Origin of the sequence: Saccharopolyspora antimicrobica (genome assembly GCF_003635025.1) — a bacterium.
GTDB lineage: Bacteria > Actinomycetota > Actinomycetes > Mycobacteriales > Pseudonocardiaceae > Saccharopolyspora > Saccharopolyspora antimicrobica.
Window position 1 is genome coordinate 3,763,406 of the sequence record NZ_RBXX01000002.1, and the last position, 20,897, is coordinate 3,784,302.

Consider the following 20,897-nt stretch of genomic DNA (forward strand, 5'->3'; position numbering starts at 1 on the left):
CCTGGTTTTCGCCGACGTTGCGTTCCGGTGAAGCGGAGGTGTCCTCGCCGGTTGCGCGGGGATCGGTCCGCTCGGCGTATCCGGAGTGCTGCCGTTCGCCGCGTCGACCTTGAAAGTTCGTGGCATGGCGCGGTTTTCGCGCTCAGGATGCTCCGAAAGGTGGTGTCCGCTTCAGGTATCGGCTCCTTAATGTCCTTCTACGCGAACCGCTGCGGCGCGGTTCACCCCCTCCTACGCAGCGCCGACCCGGAACCCGGGCGGCGCCACCTCATCCCCGGCATGCGGGTGCCGGGGCACCAGCTCCCGCGCACCGCGGCCGGATCGGCCGTGCGCGGGTGATCCCTGCCCAATTTCGGATCGAGGGAGACGACCATGAGTCGGAGCAGAACCATCCGGTTGCTCGGTGCGGCCGTGCTGGCGGCGGGCACGCTCGCCGCGGTGGCAGTGCCGTCCACCGCAGCACCAGCACCGGATCAGGCGGCCCCGGAGCTGCTCGCCGCTATGCAGCGAGACTTCGGCCTGACCGCGCAGCAGGCGCAGGACCGGTTGGCGCGGGAAGCCCGCGCGATCCAGCTCAACGAGAAGCTGCGCGGGAGCGCGGGCGAGGCGTTCGCCGGTTCCTACTTCGACGAGGCGAGCGGGAAGCTCGTCCTCGCGGTCACCGACGGGCGCGCGGCGCAGGCGGCGCGCGAAGCCGGTGCGGATGCCGTGGTGGTGTCCAACACCGAGCGCGAACTCGACGCGGCGAAGTCCACTTTGGATGGAATGGAAGCGACTGCGCCGCAGTCGATCACCGGTTGGTACGTGGACGTGCGGTCCAATTCGGTCGTGGTATCGGTCGACCGCACCAAGACGGACGCCGCCACCGAGGACTTCCTCGCGCGGGCCCGCAGCATCGACGACTCGGTGCGGGTGGAAGAGGTGGCCGAGTCGCCGCGCACCTTCTACGACATCCGCGGCGGCGACGCCTACTACATGGGCGGACGCTGCTCGGTGGGCTTCGCGGTGCGCACCTCGTCCGGTGGCGCCGGGATGGTCACCGCCGGGCACTGCGGTCGCCCGGGCACGGCGGTCTCCGGGTACAACCAGGTCGCGATGGGCACGTTCCAGGGCTCGTCGTTCCCCGGCAACGACTACGCGTGGGTCTCGGCCAACTCCAACTGGACGCCGCGCGCGCTGGTGAACATGTACAACGGCAGCACCCGCGCGGTGTCCGGCGCGACCGTGGCCCCGGTCGGCTCGTCGATCTGCCGCTCCGGTTCGACGACCGGGTGGCGCTGCGGATCGGTGCAGGCGATGAACCAGACCGTGCGCTACGCCGAGGGCACGGTCACCGGTCTCACCCGCACCAACGCGTGCGCCGAGCCGGGTGACTCGGGCGGCTCGTTCATCAGCGGCACCCAGGCCCAGGGCATGACCTCGGGCGGTTCGGGCAACTGCAGCTCCGGCGGGACGACCTACTTCCAGCCGGTCCAGGAGGCGCTCAGCGCCTACGGCCTGCGCCTGGTCACGGGCTGATATCCGTCCGTGAGCGCTCCGGGGGGCCAAAACGCTCACGGGCACGGGCGGCGGGACCGGACTCCACTGTGGAGGATTCGGTTCCGCCGCTCGCTGCGGTTCGGGTGAATGACCTGGACACCGGGCCGCGGCGTCCGGTAGATCTGGGCTTCCGCCGCCGGAAGGGAACATCATGGTCGGGAGAACTCCCGCCGTGGCCCTGTTGGCGGCGATGCTGCTCGTGGCGTCGGCGCCTTCGGCCTCCGCGGCGGTCATGTGGGACGGCGACGCCGCCAACGGCACCGGCGTGTTCGCGCACATCGGTTCGGAGTGCGCCGATCCGGGCAGCGTCACGGCGGTCGACGATCCGGAGCAGGGCGCGGTGTGGCGCTACGACAAGCCGGCCGGGCTGCGGCGGTGCGAGAGCCGCGGCATCAAGGTCGACGGCCAGGAGTACGACTTCCGGAACGGCTCCACCTACTACCTGGGCTGGCGGAGCAGGCTGTCCAGCACCGTGGACAACAACGCCACCTTCCAGTGGAAGTCCTACGGCAGTCACATCCAGAACTACCCGGTGGTCCTCAAGGTGATCGACGGCAAGCTCTCGCTGCTGCAGCGCCAGCCCGACGAGACCAGGGTCATCTGGGACCAGCCGATCCGGGCCGGTGAGTGGCACAGCATCGTGCTCGGCCTGCACCTGTCCGACGAGACCACCGGCGGCTGGGTCGAGCTCTGGTTCAACGGCGAGCGGCAGACGTTCAGCGACGGCTCGCAGCGCTGGGCGTGCCGCACCTTCGACAGCGAGAACCACCCGAAGTGGGGCGTCTACGGCGCCGAGGGCGATGACGTGGTCAACGAGATCGACGCGTTGAAGATCGGCAGCGAGTACGCCGACGTCGCGCCCTGACCAGCGGCGGGGGAGGTCTCGCGCCTCCCCCGCCGTCCGGGTCAGCTGCCCGGCAGGACGTCCCGGTTGAGCTGGACGTCCGGTCGCGCCGGGACGCGGTCCGGCCGGACGCTCGGCTTGTCCGGCCCGGCCGCGGTCAGCGCGGGGAGTTCGCCGACGACCGGCAGCGTCACCGAGGTGGCGCCCAGGTCCAGGCCGATCTCACCGGGTTGGCGCGGGGCGACGATGAACGCGCTGTCCGTGCCGCCGATGATCAGCGCCAACCGGTGGCCAGCGGGCACCACGTGGTCGGTGGTGGCCAGCCGGAACGTCATGGTCTGCGGCTTGCCCGGCTCCAGCGGGCGCTCCTCCGACAGCGATTCGTGGTTGGCCAGGTCGGCCCAGCCGCGCGCGATGATCTCGAAGTCCACGTCGGTGGTGGTCGCTTCGGTGTCGAAGTAGCAGGCGTCGTCGCCGGGGCGGTTCTCGCCCCAGCAGGACTCGGTCTGCAGGGTGCGGATGCCCTCACCGCGGCCCAGGTAGTCGCGGGTGGTGGCCGGCCCGTAGTCGACGAGCATCGCGGACAGGTGCGCCGTCGGCGTGCTCGGCGTGGCGGTGACGGTGACCGAACCGGTTCCGGCGACCCGGACGTCGCTGGTCAGCGGCGCGGTGCTGAACAGCGCGCGGGCCGGCGACGGCTGATCGGGGTTTGCCGCCCAGTCGTACTCGTCGAGCGACGGGTCATCGGTGAACGACGCGGTGCCGCTGCCGGGCTGCGTGCCGAGCCCGTCCTCGCGCGGGTTCAGCACGGTGTCCTTCGCGAGCTCGCTGGACCACGTCGGCTCGTCCGCCCAGACGTCCGGCGCGCGTTCGATGCTGGCGGCGGGCTCTTCGGTGATCCCGTTGTCCACGCCGAGCAGCCAGTGGTCGAACCAGGCGTGCAGGGTCTCGACCCACTCCGCGCGGCGGAAGTCGAACGGGTCGACGTGCCCGGTCTGGCTCAGCCACAGCTTGCGCGGCACGTCGCGCTCGGCCAGCGCGTCCCACCACTGCCCGAGGTGCAGGGTCTTGACGTTGAGGTCGCCGAGGCCGTGCACCGCGAACACGCTCGCGGTGACCCGGTCGGCGTTCGGCACGTAGTCCCGTTCGGTCCACATCGGAGTGACGTCGCCGTTGGCGGGGGAGCCGGCGTCGAGTTCCTGCTTGGCCGGGCCGCAGTCCGGGCGGCCGCCCTCCTCGACGGTCCGCGCCAGCCCCGACGGGTTGAAGCCGAAGGACACGCCGTCCGAGCGGTAGTAGTCGTACCAGGAGCTGATCGCGCCGATCGGCACGATGGTGCGCAGGCCATCCACGCCGGTGGCGGCCACGCCGTTGGCGATCGTGCCGTCGTAGGACTTGCCGATCATGCCGACGTCACCGGTGGACCAGCCCGCCTCGACCGGCCCGCCGCCCGACGGCGCGTCGAACCCGGGTGCGCGGCCGTTGAGCCAGTCCACCACGGCCTTCGCCGAGGTGATGTCGGACGCGCCGCCGACGTCCACGCAGCCCTCGGAGCGGTTGGTGCCCGACAGGTCGACCAGCACGGTGGCGTACCCGCGCGGCACGAAGTAGTTGTCGTAGAACTGCGGGAAGCCGACCGGCCTGCCCTGCTCGTCGTAGGTCTTCAGCTCGCTCTCGTTGCCGCGGCCGCAGCACGAGTAGTACGGACTGGCGTCCATGATCACCGGTACCGGCTGGTCGGTGCCGGACGGCCGGACGACATCCGCGGCGACCCGGTCGACGACGCCGTCGCCGTCACCGTCCAGCCCGGTCTCCACCCACACCGTCTCCCGCACCGGCTCGGCGGTGAAGACGGGCTGGCTGCGCCCGTCCCTGACCTGCACCGGCCCCTGCTCGGCCGCCGCGCCGGGAGCGATCCCGGTCAGCACCAGTGCCGCGCACGGCAGCGCCCACCAACGTCTCCGCAACGTGCCCACCTCCGAGAAGTCTCGGAGGCACGATACGAATCAAGATCACCAACCGGACACAGCCGAAAGTGGGGCCGGGGCTACCGGTTCTCGACGGCGTCCAGGATCGCGCGGACCTGCGGGAGGAGCTTGGGGATCTCGCGTACGACGACGTTCCACACGGTGTTCAAGTCCATGTCGAAGTACCCGTGCGTGATCCGATTGCGCATGGCGATCATCTGCCGCCAGGGAATTTCGGGGTGCGCTCGCTGCACCTCACGATCGACGCCGTTGGCTGCCTCGCCGAGGTTCTCAATCCAGTGCAGCAACGCCGTCTGGAGAACGTCGTCATCGTCGAACAACTTCCGGTCCGACGGTGTGCGGTCTCGGATCCTCTCCGCGAAAGTGACCATGTCTTGCAGGCGCTGGGGCGTCTCCCGCTTCAAACTGAAACCGCCTCGGTGATCACTTCATCCCGGATCTGTTCTTTCAACCCGTTCGGGGTCACTACCTGGGTGAAGACGTTGAGCAGTTCCTCGACGTCGAGCGCGAACCCGGACATGTCCCACAGGCTCGTGCCCGGTGCGACGTCGATCAGCAGGTCCAGGTCGCTGTCGTCGTCGGCCTCGTCGCGGGCGACGGAACCGAACACCCGGACGTTGCTGACGCCGTACTGCTCCGCGATCCGGTAGATCTCGTCGCGGTGCGCGCGGACCTCGTCGAGGGTGATCCGACGGTGCGGTGCGTCGATGACCGAAGTCATGGCTCCTCCTCCCTGCTTCCCGCATCATCCCAGTTCCGCGGGAGGGCGGTCCAGTCGCGGCTTAGGCTTGGGGGGTGAATCCTGTGCTGCTGGATGGTGGACGGCTGCGGGCTCGGCTGGTCGACGGCGGGCCTTACGCCGCGCTCGACGTGGTGACCGTGACCGGTTCGACGAACACCGACCTGGCCGCCGCCGCGAGCCGGGGCGCTGCCGACCGCACCGTGCTGATCGCGGAGGAGCAGGAGGCCGGGCGCGGCCGGATGCAGCGCCAGTGGACCTCGCCGCGCGGCCAGGGGCTCTTCGTGAGCGTCCTGCTGCGGCCGGACGTGCCGCAGTCCGCGGTGTCCTGGCTGCCGCTGATCGCCGGCGTCGCGCTCGCCGAGACCGTGCAGCGCACCACCGGCGTGCGCGCCTCGCTGAAGTGGCCGAACGACCTGCTGCTCGGCAGCGGCGACGAGTGGCTGAAGGCGGCCGGGATCCTGGGCGAGGCGGTGGCCGGGCCGGACGGGCTGGCGCTCGTGCTGGGCATGGGCGTCAACCTCCTGCAGCAGCGCGACGAACTGCCCCGGGGCGCGGGCGGGCTGCCCGCGACCTCGCTCGCCGCGGAGGGCGGGGAGGTCGACCGCGAGGAGTTCGCAGTGGCGTTGCTCACGGCGTTCGCCGAGGTCGACGACCGCTGGCGGGCCGCTTCGGGCGACGTGGTGCGCAGCGGGCTGCTCGACCGGTACCGGCAGCTGTGCAGCACCGTGGGGCAGCAGGTGCGGGTCGAGCTCGGGCCCGATGAGCAGCTGCGGGGCGTGGCCACCGGCATCGACGTCGAGGGCCGGCTCATGGTGCGCGCCGAGAGCGGGCTGACGACCGCGGTCTCGGCGGGCGACGTCGTGCACGTGCGGCGGGCTTGATCGCGGGCGTGCGCGGCCGCGAGCGGTACCGTGATCGGCGACGCGGTTAGAGGAGGGGGAACCGGTGGCCTACCCAGACGACCTGCTCGGCGAGGACGAGTTCGTGGTCGTGCACAAGCACCCGCACTGGAAGATGCTGCTCGTCCCGGTGCTGATCCTCTTCGTGGTCGTCGGCGGCGGTTCCTACGCGGCGGCGCTGCTCGCGCCGTTCTCCTGGCACCTGCCGGCGTGGATCGCGCTGGCGGTGGTGGGTGCGATCCTGGTCATCTGGTTCACCCTCGCGCCGCTGGTGCGCTGGCGCACCACGCACTTCGTGGTCACCACGCACCGGCTGATGGTCCGCGAGGGCGTGTTCACCCGGAGCGGCATCGACATCCCGATGTCCCGGATCAACTCGGTGCGCTTCCGGCACGGCCTGATCGACCGGATGCTGGGCTGCGGCACGCTGATCGTCGAGTCCGCCTCGGACGAGCCGCTGGAGTTCGACGACATTCCGCAGGTGGAGAAGGTCCACACGTTGCTGTACCGCGAGGTGAACGACGACCCGCGGGACGATCGGGGGTACCGCGGACCGGTGGGTCGATGAGCCGGTCGGGTGCCAGCTGGACACGGGAGGGCTGATGGGACCGCGTGAACTGGGGCTGCCGATGCAGGTGGCCGCGCCGGAGCCGGGCGAGCTGCCCGCGGCGGTGACGATCTGGGAGGTCGGGCCGCGCGACGGGCTGCAGAACGAGAAGCAGGCGGTCCCGGTGGAGGTGAAGCTGGAGTTCCTGGACCGGCTGGCCGACGCCGGGCTGCCGGTGCTGGAGGCGACCAGCTTCGTGCGGCCGGAGTGGGTTCCGCAGCTGGCCGATGCCGCCGAGCTGCTGGCCGGCCTGAAGCGCGTGCCCGGCATCCGCTACCCGGTGCTGGTGCCCAACGCGAAGGGCCTGGACCGGGCGCTGGAGTCGCAGGTGCGCGACATCGCGATCTTCGCCTCCGCCACCGAGACCTTCACCCGGCGCAACCTCAACCGCGGCCTGGACGAGCAGTTCGCGATGTTCGACCCGGTGGTGCGGCGCGCGGTCGGCGAGGGCCTGTCGGTGCGCGGGTACATCTCGATGTGCTTCGGCGATCCGTGGGAAGGCGCGGTGCCGGTCGAGCAGGTCGTCTCGGTGGGCAAGCGGCTGCTGGAGATGGGCTGCGACCAGCTGTCGCTGGGCGACACCATCGGCGTGGCCACGCCGGGGCACGTCTCGGCGCTGCTGCGCGGGTTCGTCGCGGCCGGGATCGGGGTGGACCGGCTGGCGGTGCACTTCCACGACACCTATGGCCAGGCGCTGTCCAACACCTTCGCCGCCCTGCGGCACGGCGTGTCCACTGTGGACTCGTCGGCGGGCGGGCTGGGCGGCTGCCCGTACGCGAAGTCGGCCACCGGCAACCTCGCGACCGAGGACCTGGTGTGGATGCTCGAAGGGCTGGGCATCAAGCACGGCGTCGACCTCGGCAAGCTCGTGGAGACCAGCGTCTGGATGGCCGAGCGGCTCGGGCGCCCGAGCCCGTCCCGGGTGGTCAAGGCGCTGAGCTCGTGACCGCGCCGCGTCCGGTCCTGCACGCCGTGCAGGACCGGCCGGTGCTGGTCTGGCGGTGCGAGCGGCCGTGGCTGGCGATCTCCTCGGCGCCTCGCGGCGGCGGCATCGGCCTGCGGAACTGGGTGTTCAACGCGACGGTGGTGACCGACTACGACCACCCCGATCCGACGGCGCACGCCGGTGAGATGGCCGCTGGACTCGGCTTGCCCGGGGAGGGCATCGGCCTGCTGACCGCGGTGGACGTGCGCCACGAGGTGACCGCGGCCGACAGCGGAGTCCGCGCGAGCGTGACCACCGGCGCCAACGTGCCGGTCTGGGCCGCGGCGCCGGAGCGCGCGCAGGCGTGGGCGGCGGGCACGATCAACGCGGTCTGCTGGTCACCGGTGCGCCTGAGCGAAGCTGCCCTGGTGAACGCGGTGGCGACGGTGGCGGAGGCGAAAGCCCAAGCCCTGCTGGAATCGGGCGTCGCGGGCACCGGAACGGTCACCGACGCAACGGCGATCCTCTGCCCGGCCGACGGCGAACCGGAGCTCTACGGCGGCCCCCGCTCCCGCATCGGCTCGGCCCTGGCCCGAGCGGTCCACGCAGCGGTGACGGCGGGCCTGCGCGTAGAAGACCCGCGCCACGACAGGCTTTGAAAGGCCTGCGGGTGGTCGGGTTGCATGGGTGGTCGCCCTGCGTACGTACTCGAAGCGGCTGCCGCCGCTTGCACAAGCTCGGACGGCTCCGCCGACAGTGGTCCCAGTCAGTCCCGGGTGCCGAACATCGCGACGAAGGTGAAGCGCAGGACGCGCTCGCCGTCGCGATCGGCCGTGCCGGTGATCTCCACCAGGCCGAGGTTCGGCTTGCTCTGCGAGCGGCGCTGGCTGTTGACCTCCATCGACAGCTGCAGCACGTCGCCGGGGAACACCGGGGCCAGCCAGGCCAGCTCGTTGCCGCCCGGTGAGCCCTGCGACGTCGAGTCGGCCAGCACGTGATCGACGTAACCGCGCATCCACAGCGACGCGGTGAACCAGCCGGAGGCGCACAGCCCGCCGAGCACCGAGTTCCGGCCCGCTTCCTCGTCGAGGTGGAACGGCTGCGGGTCGAAGCGCTCGGCGAAGGCCAGCATCTCCGCCCGGTCCACCTTCACCTCGCCCAGGTCGAAGGTCCGGCCGGGCGTCAGGTCCTCGTACGCGATGGTCGCCATCGCCCCATGGTCCCAGCCGCCGCGGTGGCCGGTCGCCGAGACGGTGCTCACACCGGGTTCGGACATTCCGGTGCGAATGGCAGGTCTGGCGGGAAAATGCCGCTGCCGACGTGGAACCATCTGCGCTGCGGCGCACGTCCAAGCCAGGACGTGCGGTCTGCGGTTCACCGGGCCGCCGACCGCTGTGCCGTGCCGGACTCCGCCGCGCCAGCTGCGGGGCCCGCCCAGCGACCAGGGGAGGGAGCGGCCGTGCCGACCGATCACCGGGCCCAGGTGGCCGAGCTGATGGCCGACTACCAGCGCAGCCGGGAACGCCTTGCCGAAACCCACCAGGAACTCGCCAGCATCACCGAGACGGCCCGCTCCGCCGACGGTCGGGTGCAGGTCGCGGTCGGCCCGCAGGGCACCATCCGCGAGGTGGTGCTGGCCGACGACGTCTACGACAAGCTGCGCCCCGCCCAGCTCGCCGCGACCATCGCCGAGCTGAGCGCGGCAGCCGCGCAGGCCGCCGCCCGGCGCGCCGCCGACGTGCTCGCCGAGGTGCTGCCGACGGGCACCGATCCGGATGTGCTGCTGGGCGGACACGCCGACGGTGCGTCGACATCGGTGCTGCGCAACGAACCCGGGCCCATCGACGATGATGTTTCCGAGGACGAGGACTTCTCGGCCGGGAGCTGGTTGCAGCAGAGCCCGACGAAACGGATGTGACCATGAGTGGTTTCCGCAGCGACCTCGGGCAGTTGGGCAAGCACGCGGGCGAGTTCGACGACCTCGCGGGGCAGGCGCAGCAGATCGCCGAGACCTTGCGCCGGGCGGTGGAGTCGGCAGGTGAGTGCTGGGGCGGTGACGAGATCGGCGCGAGCTTCGCCCAGGCGCACTGCGGCCGGGCGGAGCAGGCGCTGTCCGACCTCGGCGAGATGCCGTCGCGGCTGCGCGTCATGGGGTCGAAGTTCGCCGCCGCGGCGGCCACGACGCAGCAGGTGGACGCGGACAACGCCGAAGAGCTCGGACGAATCGCCGGACGGGGGTGAGCGCGGTGGGCATCGAACTTCCCGCCGAACTCCGCGACGTCGCCGCGCGCGCGGGCGCCCGGTGGCCCGAGGCGGACGAGGACGCGATGCGCGAGTCCGCGACGGCGTGGCGCGAAGCCGCGGACGCGATCGACGGCCTGGCGGGCAACGCGGACAGCACCGCGCAGGGCGCGCTGCGGGCCTTCGACGGAGAAGCGGCTGAGGCGGCGACCCGGGAGTGGGACGGCTTCGTGGCCGCCGACGGCATCCTGCCCGGCTCGGTGCAGCAGTGCCGCGCGGCGGCGGACCGCCTGGACCACGCGGCCGAGCAGGTCGGCGCGGCGAAGGTCCAGCTGGTGCGCGAGCTGGTGACGCTGGCCAAGCAGACCGACGCGGCCGAACAAGCGGCGGCCGCAGGACATCCGCAGGCGCTCGCCGCCCTGGACTCGGCGGTGCAGGGCGCGGCGGCGAACGTGGCGCAGCTGCACAGCACCCTGGCCGCGGCGGTGGATCCGGCCAGCGGCGTCCGGGTCGACCCGGACGCCCCGCTCGCGGCGCTCGGCGGCGGCGTGCTGAACGCGGGCACCGATCTCGTCTCGTCCACAGTGGATGCAGCGGGTGGTGCGACCGGCGCGCTGGGTGATGCCGCTGGAGGCGCGGTCGCGGGTGTGGGCCACGCCGCGGGCGACATCGGCCGTGCCGCGGGCGATGCGGTCAGCGGCGCCGGCGGGGCTGTTGGTGACGTCGTCGGGGGAGTCGGCCGGGCCGCCGGGGAGGCGGTCGGTGCGGCGGGTGATGTTGCTGGTGAGGCGGCTGAACACGTCCGGGGTGCCGCCGACGAGGCCGGCCGGGTCGGTCGGGAGACCGCCGGTGGCGTTGCGGAAGATGTTGGCAGCGCGGCGGAGCACATCGGCCGCGGAACCGTCGGGGGAGTGGCAGCAGATGCGCAGGACGAGGTCTCGGAGGCGGCTCGGTCCGCCACCGGCTGGCAGGCGGACGCCGAGCACACCGGCCCGGTCAAGGTCGACCCGGGCCGCTGGGCTCCCGGTCTCGCCGACGCAGGCACCGGCCCGATCCCGGTGAGCACCGACGACGCCCGCCCGGGCTGGACGCCGCCCGGCGAGGACCCCGCCTCCAGCACCGCTCCGCACGCGGTGCGCTCCGCCTGGGCTTCGCCGCAGGCTCCGCAGCCGCCGCTGCCGCCGGGCGCTGCCGCGCCGCCGCCGGGCTTCGCCCCGGCGGCCCCACCGCCTCCGGCGGCGCCGGGCGGCCACTTCGTGGCGCCGCCTGGCGCGCCTCCGGCTGCGCAGCCTCCGGCCGCGGCTCCGCCGCCCCGGCCGCCGATGGCCGCGCCGCGGCCCGCCTTCGGCGTGGCTCCGGCTCCGCAGCCTCTCGCTCCGCAGCAACCTGCTCCGCAGCCGGTGAAGGATCCGACGCAGCGCTCTCCGCTGCGCCCGCTGCCGACGCCGCAGCAACCACCAGCTCCGCCCGCGGCGGAGCCCACCCAGCGTCCGCTGCGGCAGGCGGGCCGGAACGCGGACGTGGTGGCGTTCGTGCTGCACCAGTTCCCGATCGGTTACATGCCGGTCGCGGCGAGCAGGGCGAGCAGGCAGCTGCCGCCGTCGTCGGAGGAACCGGATCGGCCGGGGCTGAACTTCCCGCCGCAGGACCACCCGGAGTCGCACCTGGTGCACGACGATGACGCGCTGGAACGGCTGCGCTCGGGCGAGGTCTACGGTGCCGCGCAACGGGATCGCGAGGAGCGCGGTGAACCGGTGCAGCTGCCCGAGGCGCTCGTCGCCGGGCACGATCCGCTGGGCGAGCTGAGCGAGCTCGAGTGGGAGCGCCGGTTCGCGGGCGAGCGCAACGAGCACGTGTGGCCGCCCGCCGCCGAGCACCCGGAGGGTGGCGTGGAACCGGCGGAACCGGTGGTGCTGGAGCCGGACACCGTGCTCGACTGCACCGGTGGCGGTGCCGGACGCTTCTCGTTCGCGGTCGCGACGGCCTTCGGTCAGCGGTCGCTGCCGCCGTCGTACGCCGAGCGCGAGTACCGCAGGTACCGGGTGATGCGCCGCTTACCGGTGTGGCAGTCGGTGCCCGCGCCGTGGTTCGCGCAGCCCGGCGGCGGAGTCCGCTACCGCGCGACGTACTCGCTGGACGACCTGGTCGGGCTCGGCTACCTCGTCGAGCTGACCGCGTCGCGGGAGGTCGCCGAGGCGGTGACGCTGCGCATCGAGCGGGAAGGCGCCGAGGTGGTGGAGTCGACGTTCCACCTCACCTCGTCGGCGGCGGAGCCGGAGGAGCAGGTCGCGGCGACGGAGCGGATCGTCCGCGAGCGCGCGACGGTGCCGCTGGCGCATTCGACCGCGCAGGTCGCGGACGAGGTCGAGCAGGACGAGGCGGAGCAGGAGGCCGGGAAGTGAACACCGAGTCCGTGCTGGGCTGGCTGGTGGCGATGGGCGTGCCGGAGGGACTGGTGTCGATCGGCGCGGAGGCCGACGACGCCTGGTGCCTGGTGCGCGACGACCACGACGGCACCCCGGCGTGGGAGGTCTTCTGGCGGGAGCAGGGCAACCGCTACGACTGGGCCCGGTTCAGCAACGAGCAGGTCGCCTGCTTCTACCTGTTCGGCAGGCTGACCTGGACCCAGGCGCTGCGCGGTGTGGTCGGCCCGGTCGACGCCACCAGCACGCCGCCGAAGGGCACCCCGGCGCAGCGCGGGTGAGCAGATGAATGATTCCTGTACTCGTTTTGCGCGGCGGTGCGGGTGGCGGAACCTCAGCGCCCGCCTGGACTGCGGGTGCCCGGCCTGATGTATGACCAATGCACGGCGGCCGGGCCGTCCTCGCCAGGCGGGCGCTGAGAACCCGCGGCGGTGCGAGCTGCGAGGGTGGGCTCTGCGCCTGCGGCGCATGCGACACCTTCCGCGGTGCAGCGCGTTGGTCGTCGCGGCTGCGGCCCAATATGAATAAATCGATTCGGGTTGCGCTGAGCGACCGCGCCGCCCGCAGACGCCGAGCCGTGATCGTGACTGAGTAGTGCTACTGATGTTCTGACCGGGGCGTTTCCCGCAGGGTGGGAGCATGTCGCAACCCTTGCCCGGTGAAACGCTCCAACTGCTGGCCGGTGAGCTGCACGCCATCGGCCAGCGGCTGACCTACCTGGGCACCGTGGTGCAGGCGCAAGCTGCGACGCAGGTCGCCGCTCCGCAAGCGCCCGCACCGCAGGAAACCCAGTCCCAGCAGGACGTTCCGCCCCAGCAGGCTCCGACCCCGCAGAACCACCCGCCGCAGGCCGCCCAGCCGACGAGCGCCCCGCAGGCCGCCCAGCCACCGGTGTTCGGGCAGCCGCAGGTGACGCCGTACCCGGGGCTCGGCCAGCAGCCGGTCCGCCCGCGCAGCAGCCTCGGCGCGAACCTGGAGCCGAGCCGCGTGCTCGCCTGGGTCGGCGCCGGCGTGACGTTGCTGGGCGTGGTGTTCCTGCTGGTCCTCGCCGTGCAGCAGGACTGGCTGGGGCCGGGCGCCAGGGTCACCGGCGGTGCGGTGCTCTCCGCGCTGCTGGTCGGCGCCGGCTGGTGGATGCACCGCCGCTCGAAGGGGCAGGACGCCGGGCGGATCGCCGCGTTCGCCCTGGCCACAACGGGTTTCGCCGCGCTGTTCCTGGACGTGGTCGCGGCCACCTCGCTCTACGGCTTCGTGTCCGCCCCGGTGGGCCTGGGCGCGGGCCTGCTCGTCAGCATCGGCGGGCTGGCGCTCGCCGACCGCTGGCAGGCGCGGCCGCTGGCGCTCGGCGTGGTGCTGAGCTCGGCGATCTGCGCGCCGCTGATCACCCAGCGGCCCAACGCGCTGCTGATCGGCTTCCTGGTCCTGCTGCAGGTCGCGGCGGCACCGGTGCAGGTCCGGCGCGGCTGGTCCTCGCTCGCGCTGGCCGCCGGGATCCCCGTGGTGCTGGCCGCGCTGGTGGCGGCGATCTGGGGAGTCTTCTTCCACGACCCGGTGCTGGTGATCGCGATCAGCGCGTCCGTGCTGCTGGGCGTGGTGATCGCCGCGATCACCGCGGGAGCGCGCCCCGACGCCGACCGCACCGCGATCGCCCTGCTGGTCACCGCACCGACCCCGGCGTTCCTGGCCGGTCCGCTGCTGCTGGAAACGTCGGCGGCCGGCCTGCTCGGCGCGGGAACAACCTTGCTGCTGCTGGCGATCTGGGCGGTGGCCCGGTTCGTCCCGGCGTTCCGGGACTGGTTGTCGCGCCGGTTCACCACGGCGGTCGGCGCGATGGCGTCGATCGCGGCTGCGCAGACCACGCTGACCGTGCTGGATTCGTCGAGCTGGGCAACGGCGCTGCTGTGCGAGGCGCTGGTGCTGAGCGCCGGTGCGTTCGTGCTGCGCAGCGCGGGCGTGCTGCTCGGCGCGACCTGCTACGCGACTTTCGGCTTCCTGCTCGCCCTGGTCAACGAGGTGCCGCTCACCGCGCTGCTCTGGCACGGCTACGCGCCCGGCATCGCGGGCCTGCTGTGCGGTCTGCTGATCGCGGCCGCGGCGATCGTGGTGCCTGCTTCGGCGGCTCGGATCGAGAAGTTCCCGAAGTCGCCGCCGCTGTGGTCGGCGACGGGACTGGCGCTGCTGTACGGCACGGCGAGCGCGACGATGGCGGCCTGCCTGCTGGTGTCCGACACCCGGACCGGCTTCCTCACCGCCCACATCCTGATCACCCTGAGCTGGGTGGTGGCGGCGATCGTGCTGCTGCTGCGCGGAATCCGCGCGAAGCGCCTGCGCATCGCGGGCATGGTGCTGATCGCGGCGTCCCTGGCGAAGCTCCTGCTGTTCGACCTCGCCACCCTGGACGGCGTGGCCCGGGTGATCGCGTTCCTCTGCGCGGGCCTGATCCTGCTGGCCGCGGGCTCCCACTACGCCCGCCTGCTCAAGAAGCAACCCGAAAGCTGAACCGCCCCAACGATGTTCCGGCCCCGCCGCCGGACCATCGTCGGACCTCGCCTCGGTGCCACGCAATTTCAATGGAAATCAGACATCCAATTTCAATGGAAATCAGACCTCCGATTTCCATTGAAGTTGCGGGAACACCGGTGTGTCGACCCGAGACACGCCGACTCCCCGCAACTTCCATTGAAGTTGGACATGCGATTTCCATTGAAATCGCGGAGTCGTGGGACCTCAGCGCCGCAGGAGGGACAGGGCTTCGGCGTGCAGGTGGCCGTTCGTGGACAGCGCGTTCCCGCCGTCGTAGCGCGGGGTTCCGGCCAGATCGGTGAAGGTGCCGCCTGCCTCGGTCACCAGCACCTGCGCCGCCGCCACGTCCCACGGGTTCACGATCGGCTCCGCGGCGATGTCGATGACGCCCTCGGCCACCAGGCAGTGCTGCCAGAAGTCGCCGAACGCCCGGTTCTCCCAGCAGGCGTCGACCAACCGCAGGTAGGCCTCCCGCGAGTGGTGCTCCACCCACGTCCCGAGGTGCGTGGTCGAGACGTACGCGTCGCCCGGCTCGCGCACCCCGGACACCGAGATCCGCTCCGGCTCCGCGTCACCCGTGCGGCACCAGGCGCCCGCCCCGGTCGCCGCCCACCAGCGCTTGCCCAGCGCCGGCGCGCTGATCACGCCGACCTCCGGACGGCCACCGTCCACCAGTGCGATCAACGTCGCCCACACCGGAATGCCGCGCAGGAAGTTCTTCGTGCCGTCGATCGGGTCCAGCACCCACGCGCGGCCGTCACCCGCCGTGCCACCGCGCTCCTCGCCGGCGACGACGTCGTCCGGCCGCTGCTCGGCGAGCACCGCGCGCACGGCGTCCTCGACCGCGAGATCGGCGTCGGTGACCGGCGTCCGGTCGGGTTTGCGGTCCACGCTCAGGTCCCGGGCACGGAACCGGCTGCCGGTGATGCCGTCGGCGACGTCGGCGAGGTGCAGGGCGAGATCGAGATCGCTGGTCACGCAACGCACCTTAGTCCGCGGGCGCTGTCGGCGGGCACGAGCCGCGAGGTGACCACGCAGCCCACTCGGACCGTTACGCAAAAGGAGTACGGAGGCAGCCTCTAGGCTGGAGGCGTGAGCGTGGTGTTGCTGGCAGAAGACGACCCCGCCATCGCCGTGCCCCTGTCGAGGGCATTGCAACGCGAGGGCTACACCGTCCAGGTGATCGAGGACGGTCCATCGACGCTGCGCGCCGCCGCCTCGGGCGGGATCGACCTGCTGGTGCTGGATCTCGGACTGCCGGAGATGGACGGCCTGGAGGTGTGCCGCCGGCTGCGCGCGCAGGGCCGCGGCCTGCCGGTGCTGATGCTGACCGCCCGCACCGACGAGGTGGACTTCGTGGTCGGCCTCGACGCGGGTGCCGACGACTATGTGGCCAAGCCGTTCCGGCTCGCCGAGCTGATGGCGCGCATCCGCGCCCTGCTCCGCCGCGGCGCCCCGGAAACCCTGGAGGCCTCCGGCGTCCGCCTGGACCTGACGGCCCGCCGCGTGCAGGTCAACGAGCAGGAAGTGCAGCTGGCGAACAAGGAGTACGAGCTGCTCCGGGTGCTCATGCAGCACGCCGGGCAGGTGGTGACCCGCGAGGAGATCCTCGAAGAGGTCTGGCCGGAATCCGACCGCAAGGGCAGCAAGACGCTGGACATGCACATCTCGTGGCTGCGCCGGAAGCTCAGCGACAGCAACGGCCGGCTGGACGAGACCCGCATCGCCACCGTGCGAGGCGTCGGGTTCCGCTTCAACGCGGACTGACCCGCGATGCGCCGTCGAATCCTGCAGGCCACGCTGCTGGCCGTCGCCGTCACCGCGGTCGTCCTCGGACTGCCGCTCGGGTTCAGCGCGCTGAAGCTGGTCCAGGACATCACCGTCAACGACCTGTCCACCCGCGCGCAGCAGATCGCGACGCGGCTGGACGAGCAGATCGCCGCCCAGAGCCCGGTCGACCTCGCCGCGGTGCGGCTGGCAGTGCCCGACGGCGCCCGGCTGATCGTCCGCACCCAGGGCCACGACTACGCCTACGGCCCCGATCCCGGCGAGGAACCGCTGGTGGAGAGCGTGCCGATGGTGCAGAGCGGCACGGTGACGCTCGCCGCGCCGAGCGGGCCCGTCCGCACCCAGCAGATCCAGGTCGCCGGCCTGGTGCTGCTGCTCGTGGTGCTCTCCGCAGGCACCGGCATGATCGTGGCGTCGGTGACCGCGCGACGCCTGTCCGACCCGCTCCGCCACGTCGCGGCCCGCGCGGCGCGCCTCGGCGCGGGCGACTTCCGCGCGGACCCGCAGCGCCACCAGGTCCCGGAGCTGGACCGCGTCGCGGACGCGCTCGACGCCTCCGGCGCCGCGCTGTCGCAGCTGGTGCAGCGCGAACGCGAACTGGTCGGCGATGTCTCGCACCAGCTGCGCAGCCGCCTGACCGCACTGCACCTGCGGCTGGAGACGCTGGCGGCGACCAACGACCCGGACGTGGCGGAGGACGCGGGCGCCGCGCTGGAACAGGCCGAACGGCTCTCCGGGGTCCTCGACGACCTGCTCGCCGCGGCCACCGCGGCGCGCGCCCGCGACGCCGCACCGCTGGACATCTCGACGCTGCTCTGCGACGTGGCCGCCGAGTGGCGCGAGCCGCTGAAGGCGGAAGGCCGCACCCTGCGCGTGAAGGTGGAGGAAGAACTGCTGGCCCGCGTCACGCCCACCCGCCTGCGCGAAACGATCGGCGTCCTGCTCGACAACGCGCTGCGGCACGGCGAGGGCACCGTCACCCTCGCGGCGAGGCAGGGCGGCGGCACCGTGGTCGTGGAGGTGAGCGACGCGGGCACGGGCGTCCCGGACGAACTCGTGCCCTACGTCTTCGACCGCGGCTTCTCCGGCCACGGCTCCACCGGCGTCGGCCTGGCGCTGGCCCGGGCCCTCGTCGAAGCCGACGGCGGCCGCCTCGAACTCAGCCAGGCGAGACCGGCGATGTTCGAGGTCTTCCTCCCGGTGGCCCGCGCGGACGACGTCCTCGGCCTCCCCTGGAAGTCCGAACCGACGCCCAGGTAGCGGCGACCGCTCCGGCAGCACGGGGGCCGTGAGTACTTTCTGTTGTTATAGCCACACAAAGTGCTCACGGTCTTTGACCTGCAGAGAGTCAGCTGATCCGCGCGTGGTCGCGTTCCGGTGCCTGCTCGTGGGACTGCTCGGTCGGGAACACCCACTTGCGGAACGCCCACCAGCGGAACGCCATGCCCAGCAGCAGGCCGACGATCTGCGCCGCGGTGAAGTCGGCGATCTCCTCCACGAAGCGGCTGGTGTACGGCGTCTGCAGGTGCAGCAGGTACCGCGAGACCCACAGCGGGGCCGAGTACAGGCCCACCCCGATGCCGCTGATCACGAAGTACAGCGTCGCCTCGGAGTGCCGCTGCCGCCCGCCCCGGGTGCGGAACGACCACTCCCGGTTGAGCACGTAGGAGAACAGCGTCGCGACGAGCACCGCGATGACCTTCGACGTCACCGGCTTGGGTGACAGGACGGTCAGCTTCAGCGCGTAGAAGATGCCGGTGTCGATCAAGAAGGTGATACCGCCGACGATGCCGAACTTCAGCAGCTCGCGATGCCGGATCGCGAGTTCCCGGTACCGCTGCGGGATGTGCGCGAGCACCGAATCGACGACGGACACAGCCCCGAGTCTACGTAGTTGCGCCGTCCCGGCGATGCCAGCGGTCGCATCGGGAGACCCGATTCACCTGGGCTGCCGTCCCCCGGGAGAGCCCTTCGAGCTCGACGTGGGCGGTGCGCTGCTGGTCGGAGCCTCCGAACTGGACGGCGGCGCGGTGCTGCTCGGCGGCGTCGTCGCCGAAGGCGGCGTGCTCGACGTCGGCGGCGCCGTGGTGGGCGGAGTCGTGCTCGTCGGCGGCACCGTGGTCGGCGGGGCCGTCGGCGACGTCGTGCCGGTCGGTTCCGGCGTGCTGGTCGACTCCGGAGCGGACGTCGTCGGCGGGAGCAGCGGCGAGTGCGCGGGCACCGGCAACCAGCACCACGGCGGACGGCCGTGATTCCAGCCCGGCGGCCACCACGGCCACCACGAGCATTCCGGCGGCTTCGGCGGAGGCGGCGGCAACGGGAACTGCAGCTCCACCAGCGTGCTGTCGCTGGAGGTGCCGAGGTTCGCTGTCACCTGGACGGCCTCACCGTGCGAGACCGGGCCGCCCGTCCAGGTCTGGGCCGAGGCATGGGAGGTGGGATCCGGGAAGTCTTGCGCGTCGGTCACCTGCACCACGCCCAGCAAGGACTCCCGGGGCGAGAGCTCGCCGGAGCACCGGACCCGGCCCTGGTCACCCGGGAGCAAGTCGCACTGGGGCGTCAGGACCTGCGCCTGCATGCCCTCCGGCAGCTTGGCGACGGCCTCGGTACGACCTGTGCTGGTACCGGCGTTGGTCACCCAGATGAAGAGCCTGCTGCTCTTCTCGGTCGTCGACTGGCTCAGGACCTCCCCGGGCACCGGCCAGCTCCATGCCTCCAGATCGACCTTGTCCACCGGAGCGGGCTCGACCAGGACGGGCACCGCGTCCAGGCGCAGCTCGATCTCGGTACCGGCGGAGATGCTGGCGGTGATCTCACCGCCCTGGGACGACTCGTCGGCGCGCACGCTGAAGCCGAAGGTGAACGACTCGCCGGGCCGCAGCCCGCGGTCGGTGCTGCAGGAGATGGTGCTCGACCGGTTCTGGCAGGTCACCGACGGCGAGCCGGGCGGCTGGGCGAGCACCAGCGACCGGCTCTGCGGAACGGTCGAGGCAGGCCCGGCCGACATCGCGCCGGGCAGTTGCGCGGACACGCCCGCGGGCAGGGCCAGCTCCGCGGTGACCGGCTGGGAATCGCCCGAACCGCTGTTGCTCACCGTGATCGGCATGTCGACCGGATCGCCGCCCGCGACGAGCTGGAGCGGAGCCCCGGGCCCGGAGGCGTTGAGCACCGGCGTGGCCGCCGGAGGCGGTGTCGGCGCAGGTGGAGAGGGCTCCGGCGGCGCCGGAGGTGGCGGCGTCGGGCTCGGCGCCGGCGGCGGGTTCTGCGGAGCCTGCGGCAGCGGTGCCGGAGGCTTCGGCGGTTCCGGCGGCTGCACGACGGCGGCCGGCGGCTCCGCCGCCACCGGAACGGGCTGCTCGGTCCCGGAAGTCATGGCGATGGCGATCGCGGCGGCCATCACCGCGGCCGCCGTCCCGGCGGTGACCGCCTGCCGCGGCCCGGCACTCGCGGCATTCGCCGCCCCCGCCGCGCTGGAAGCGCTGCCCGCGGCCAACGCGGCGGCGGACGCCCCTCCCGAGGAGGAAATGGCCAGGTAACCGGTGGCGGAGGCCCCGAGCACCAGCGGCGCGATGATGACGCGGAGCGCACCGTTGACGTCGGCGAGCTCCGCCGCGAGCGCCCGGCACCGGTCGCACCCGTCGAGGTGCGACTCGACCTGCGCGGTCTCCCGCTTCGACAGCCCGCGGCGGGTCCACGCACCGAGCCGGTCCACCGTCGCCCGGCAGTGCTCGATCCCGGACTCGTCGTCGTCCAGCTGCCCGAGGTGCACCTGCAGGTAGGCCTGTCGCAGCCCTTCCCGCGCGCGGTAGGCGAGCGCGGACACGCCGTTCGGCGTCAACCCGAGCAGCGGCGCGACCTGCGCCGGGGTCTGGCCCTCCACCTCGACGTGCCAGAGCACGGTCTGCCAGCGCTCGGGCAGCCGGGCGAAGGCCTCCGCGGCGAGCGTGCGCTCGAGCCCGGCGACGGCGGTGTCGGTGAACGGCACGCTGACGTCTGCGCCGGAAACCTCCGTCACGTCGTCGGCGAGCTGCACCTTGCGCTCCCGCCGGGTGCGGTCGTAGGCGGTGTGCCGCAGCGCGGTGAGCAGGTAGGCCCGGAAGGCGGTGTTCGGGCCGCGCCCGTCGCGCAACGTGTCGAGCACCTTGGCGAACGCCTCCGACACCAGGTCGTCGGCCTCGGCCGCGGACTTGGCGACCTGGCGGGCCATGTTGTAAGCCGCACCCACGTGCCGCTCGTAGAGCTGCGCGTAGGCGGCGGACGAACCGCTGCGAACCTCCTCCAGCAGTTCCCCGTCGCTGGGCCCCTGGACTTCCGCCGGAATCGTCGCCACGCCGCACCTTCCTCCCCGCGGGGGACACACCAGATCTGCTGACCTAGG

At 72.4% G+C, this 20,897-nt stretch carries 20 protein-coding genes; 13 read left to right on the forward strand and 7 right to left on the reverse strand.

From position 1 onward, the window contains the following. The first annotated feature begins 372 nt into the window (after positions 1 to 372). Positions 373 to 1,518 carry a S1 family peptidase gene (locus ATL45_RS18400; RefSeq protein WP_093157159.1) on the forward strand — a complete coding sequence of 382 codons (1,146 nt, stop codon included), beginning with the start codon at positions 373 to 375 and terminating at the stop codon, positions 1,516 to 1,518. 172 nt (positions 1,519 to 1,690) lie between these two features. Further along, complete coding sequence (locus tag ATL45_RS18405; protein WP_246025419.1) at positions 1,691 to 2,404, forward strand: heparin lyase I family protein; 714 nt, start codon at positions 1,691 to 1,693, stop codon at positions 2,402 to 2,404. Between the two features lie 41 nt (positions 2,405 to 2,445). On the opposite strand, the gene ATL45_RS18410 is transcribed toward ATL45_RS18405, so the two are convergent. The 3 genes from ATL45_RS18410 to ATL45_RS18420 all read right to left on the reverse strand — a co-directional run bounded on the left by ATL45_RS18410 (position 2,446) and on the right by ATL45_RS18420 (position 5,092). Next, positions 2,446 to 4,350: a Xaa-Pro dipeptidyl-peptidase gene (locus ATL45_RS18410; protein WP_256258554.1), complete on the reverse strand. Its 1,905-nt coding sequence runs from the start codon at positions 4,348 to 4,350 to the stop codon at positions 2,446 to 2,448. 80 nt (positions 4,351 to 4,430) lie between these two features. Next, positions 4,431 to 4,742, reverse strand: a complete 312-nt coding sequence (locus tag ATL45_RS18415; RefSeq protein WP_256258558.1) for a HepT-like ribonuclease domain-containing protein — start codon at positions 4,740 to 4,742, stop codon at positions 4,431 to 4,433. A gap of 29 nt (positions 4,743 to 4,771) precedes the next feature. Further along, complete coding sequence (locus tag ATL45_RS18420) at positions 4,772 to 5,092, reverse strand: nucleotidyltransferase family protein (RefSeq protein WP_093157156.1); 321 nt, start codon at positions 5,090 to 5,092, stop codon at positions 4,772 to 4,774. Between the two features lie 74 nt (positions 5,093 to 5,166). Between ATL45_RS18420 and ATL45_RS18425 the strand changes: the two genes are divergently transcribed. The 4 genes from ATL45_RS18425 to ATL45_RS18440 all read left to right on the forward strand — a co-directional run bounded on the left by ATL45_RS18425 (position 5,167) and on the right by ATL45_RS18440 (position 8,203). Continuing rightward, positions 5,167 to 5,994: a biotin--[acetyl-CoA-carboxylase] ligase gene (locus ATL45_RS18425; protein WP_093157154.1), complete on the forward strand. Its 828-nt coding sequence runs from the start codon at positions 5,167 to 5,169 to the stop codon at positions 5,992 to 5,994. A 64-nt stretch (positions 5,995 to 6,058) separates the two neighbouring features. Next, complete coding sequence (locus tag ATL45_RS18430; RefSeq protein ID WP_093157153.1) at positions 6,059 to 6,580, forward strand: PH domain-containing protein; 522 nt, start codon at positions 6,059 to 6,061, stop codon at positions 6,578 to 6,580. Between the two features lie 34 nt (positions 6,581 to 6,614). Then, positions 6,615 to 7,565 (forward strand): hydroxymethylglutaryl-CoA lyase, encoded by a 951-nt coding sequence (locus tag ATL45_RS18435; protein ID WP_093157151.1) that lies wholly within the window; start codon positions 6,615 to 6,617, stop codon positions 7,563 to 7,565. Further along, the gene (locus tag ATL45_RS18440; RefSeq protein ID WP_093157150.1) at positions 7,562 to 8,203 is read left to right on the forward strand and encodes an adenosylcobinamide amidohydrolase; all 642 of its coding nucleotides are present in this window, start codon (positions 7,562 to 7,564) and stop codon (positions 8,201 to 8,203) included. The genes ATL45_RS18435 and ATL45_RS18440 overlap by 4 nt, the downstream gene beginning before the upstream one ends. Positions 8,204 to 8,310: 107 nt before the next feature. Here the strand turns inward: ATL45_RS18440 and ATL45_RS18445 are convergent, their stop codons facing one another. Continuing rightward, complete coding sequence (locus tag ATL45_RS18445; protein ID WP_093157349.1) at positions 8,311 to 8,754, reverse strand: MaoC family dehydratase; 444 nt, start codon at positions 8,752 to 8,754, stop codon at positions 8,311 to 8,313. Positions 8,755 to 9,003: 249 nt separating this feature from the next. Between ATL45_RS18445 and ATL45_RS18450 the strand changes: the two genes are divergently transcribed. From ATL45_RS18450 to ATL45_RS18470, 5 genes are all read left to right on the forward strand, one after another. Then, positions 9,004 to 9,462, forward strand: a complete 459-nt coding sequence (locus ATL45_RS18450; protein ID WP_093157148.1) for a YbaB/EbfC family nucleoid-associated protein — start codon at positions 9,004 to 9,006, stop codon at positions 9,460 to 9,462. A gap of 2 nt (positions 9,463 to 9,464) precedes the next feature. Beyond that, on the forward strand, positions 9,465 to 9,785 hold the full coding sequence (locus tag ATL45_RS18455) for a WXG100 family type VII secretion target (protein WP_093157147.1): 321 nt from the start codon (positions 9,465 to 9,467) through the stop codon (positions 9,783 to 9,785). A 5-nt stretch (positions 9,786 to 9,790) separates the two neighbouring features. After that, positions 9,791 to 12,187, forward strand: coding sequence for a TNT domain-containing protein (locus tag ATL45_RS40030; RefSeq protein ID WP_143121728.1), 2,397 nt, complete (start codon positions 9,791 to 9,793; stop codon positions 12,185 to 12,187). After that, positions 12,184 to 12,489 carry a hypothetical protein gene (locus ATL45_RS18465; protein ID WP_093157143.1) on the forward strand — a complete coding sequence of 102 codons (306 nt, stop codon included), beginning with the start codon at positions 12,184 to 12,186 and terminating at the stop codon, positions 12,487 to 12,489. Before ATL45_RS40030 ends, ATL45_RS18465 begins: the two co-directional genes overlap by 4 nt. A 358-nt stretch (positions 12,490 to 12,847) precedes the next feature. Then, the gene (locus ATL45_RS18470) at positions 12,848 to 14,707 is read left to right on the forward strand and encodes a DUF2339 domain-containing protein (RefSeq protein ID WP_093157142.1); all 1,860 of its coding nucleotides are present in this window, start codon (positions 12,848 to 12,850) and stop codon (positions 14,705 to 14,707) included. Between the two features lie 228 nt (positions 14,708 to 14,935). On the opposite strand, the gene hisN is transcribed toward ATL45_RS18470, so the two are convergent. After that, positions 14,936 to 15,709 carry a histidinol-phosphatase gene (gene hisN, locus ATL45_RS18475; protein WP_439332459.1) on the reverse strand — a complete coding sequence of 258 codons (774 nt, stop codon included), beginning with the start codon at positions 15,707 to 15,709 and terminating at the stop codon, positions 14,936 to 14,938. A 114-nt stretch (positions 15,710 to 15,823) separates the two neighbouring features. Between hisN and ATL45_RS18480 the strand changes: the two genes are divergently transcribed. Together ATL45_RS18480 and ATL45_RS18485 are read left to right on the forward strand one after the other, a co-directional pair. After that, complete coding sequence (locus ATL45_RS18480) at positions 15,824 to 16,498, forward strand: response regulator transcription factor (RefSeq protein ID WP_093157139.1); 675 nt, start codon at positions 15,824 to 15,826, stop codon at positions 16,496 to 16,498. 6 nt (positions 16,499 to 16,504) lie between these two features. Further along, on the forward strand, positions 16,505 to 17,779 hold the full coding sequence (locus ATL45_RS18485) for a sensor histidine kinase (RefSeq protein WP_093157137.1): 1,275 nt from the start codon (positions 16,505 to 16,507) through the stop codon (positions 17,777 to 17,779). An 88-nt stretch (positions 17,780 to 17,867) separates the two neighbouring features. On the opposite strand, the gene ATL45_RS18490 is transcribed toward ATL45_RS18485, so the two are convergent. Beyond that, positions 17,868 to 18,395, reverse strand: coding sequence for a GtrA family protein (locus ATL45_RS18490; protein ID WP_093157136.1), 528 nt, complete (start codon positions 18,393 to 18,395; stop codon positions 17,868 to 17,870). Between the two features lie 63 nt (positions 18,396 to 18,458). Then, positions 18,459 to 20,849: a sigma-70 family RNA polymerase sigma factor gene (locus ATL45_RS18495; protein ID WP_093157134.1), complete on the reverse strand. Its 2,391-nt coding sequence runs from the start codon at positions 20,847 to 20,849 to the stop codon at positions 18,459 to 18,461. Positions 20,850 to 20,897: the final 48 nt, after the last annotated feature.

Excerpts from the sequence above, each read along its gene's own strand:
- ATL45_RS18400 (WP_093157159.1), top strand. The coding sequence starts at position 373 with ATGAGTCGGAGCAGAACCATCCGGTTGCTCGGTGCGGCCGTGCTGGCG.
- ATL45_RS18405 (WP_246025419.1), top strand. The coding sequence starts at position 1,691 with ATGGTCGGGAGAACTCCCGCCGTGGCCCTGTTGGCGGCGATGCTGCTC.
- ATL45_RS18415 (WP_256258558.1), bottom strand. The coding sequence starts at position 4,742 with ATGGTCACTTTCGCGGAGAGGATCCGAGACCGCACACCGTCGGACCGG.
- ATL45_RS18420 (WP_093157156.1), bottom strand. The coding sequence starts at position 5,092 with ATGACTTCGGTCATCGACGCACCGCACCGTCGGATCACCCTCGACGAG.
- ATL45_RS18435 (WP_093157151.1), top strand. The coding sequence starts at position 6,615 with ATGGGACCGCGTGAACTGGGGCTGCCGATGCAGGTGGCCGCGCCGGAG.
- ATL45_RS18445 (WP_093157349.1), bottom strand. The coding sequence starts at position 8,754 with ATGGCGACCATCGCGTACGAGGACCTGACGCCCGGCCGGACCTTCGAC.
- ATL45_RS18455 (WP_093157147.1), top strand. The coding sequence starts at position 9,465 with ATGAGTGGTTTCCGCAGCGACCTCGGGCAGTTGGGCAAGCACGCGGGC.
- ATL45_RS18470 (WP_093157142.1), top strand. The coding sequence starts at position 12,848 with ATGTCGCAACCCTTGCCCGGTGAAACGCTCCAACTGCTGGCCGGTGAG.
- ATL45_RS18485 (WP_093157137.1), top strand. The coding sequence starts at position 16,505 with ATGCGCCGTCGAATCCTGCAGGCCACGCTGCTGGCCGTCGCCGTCACC.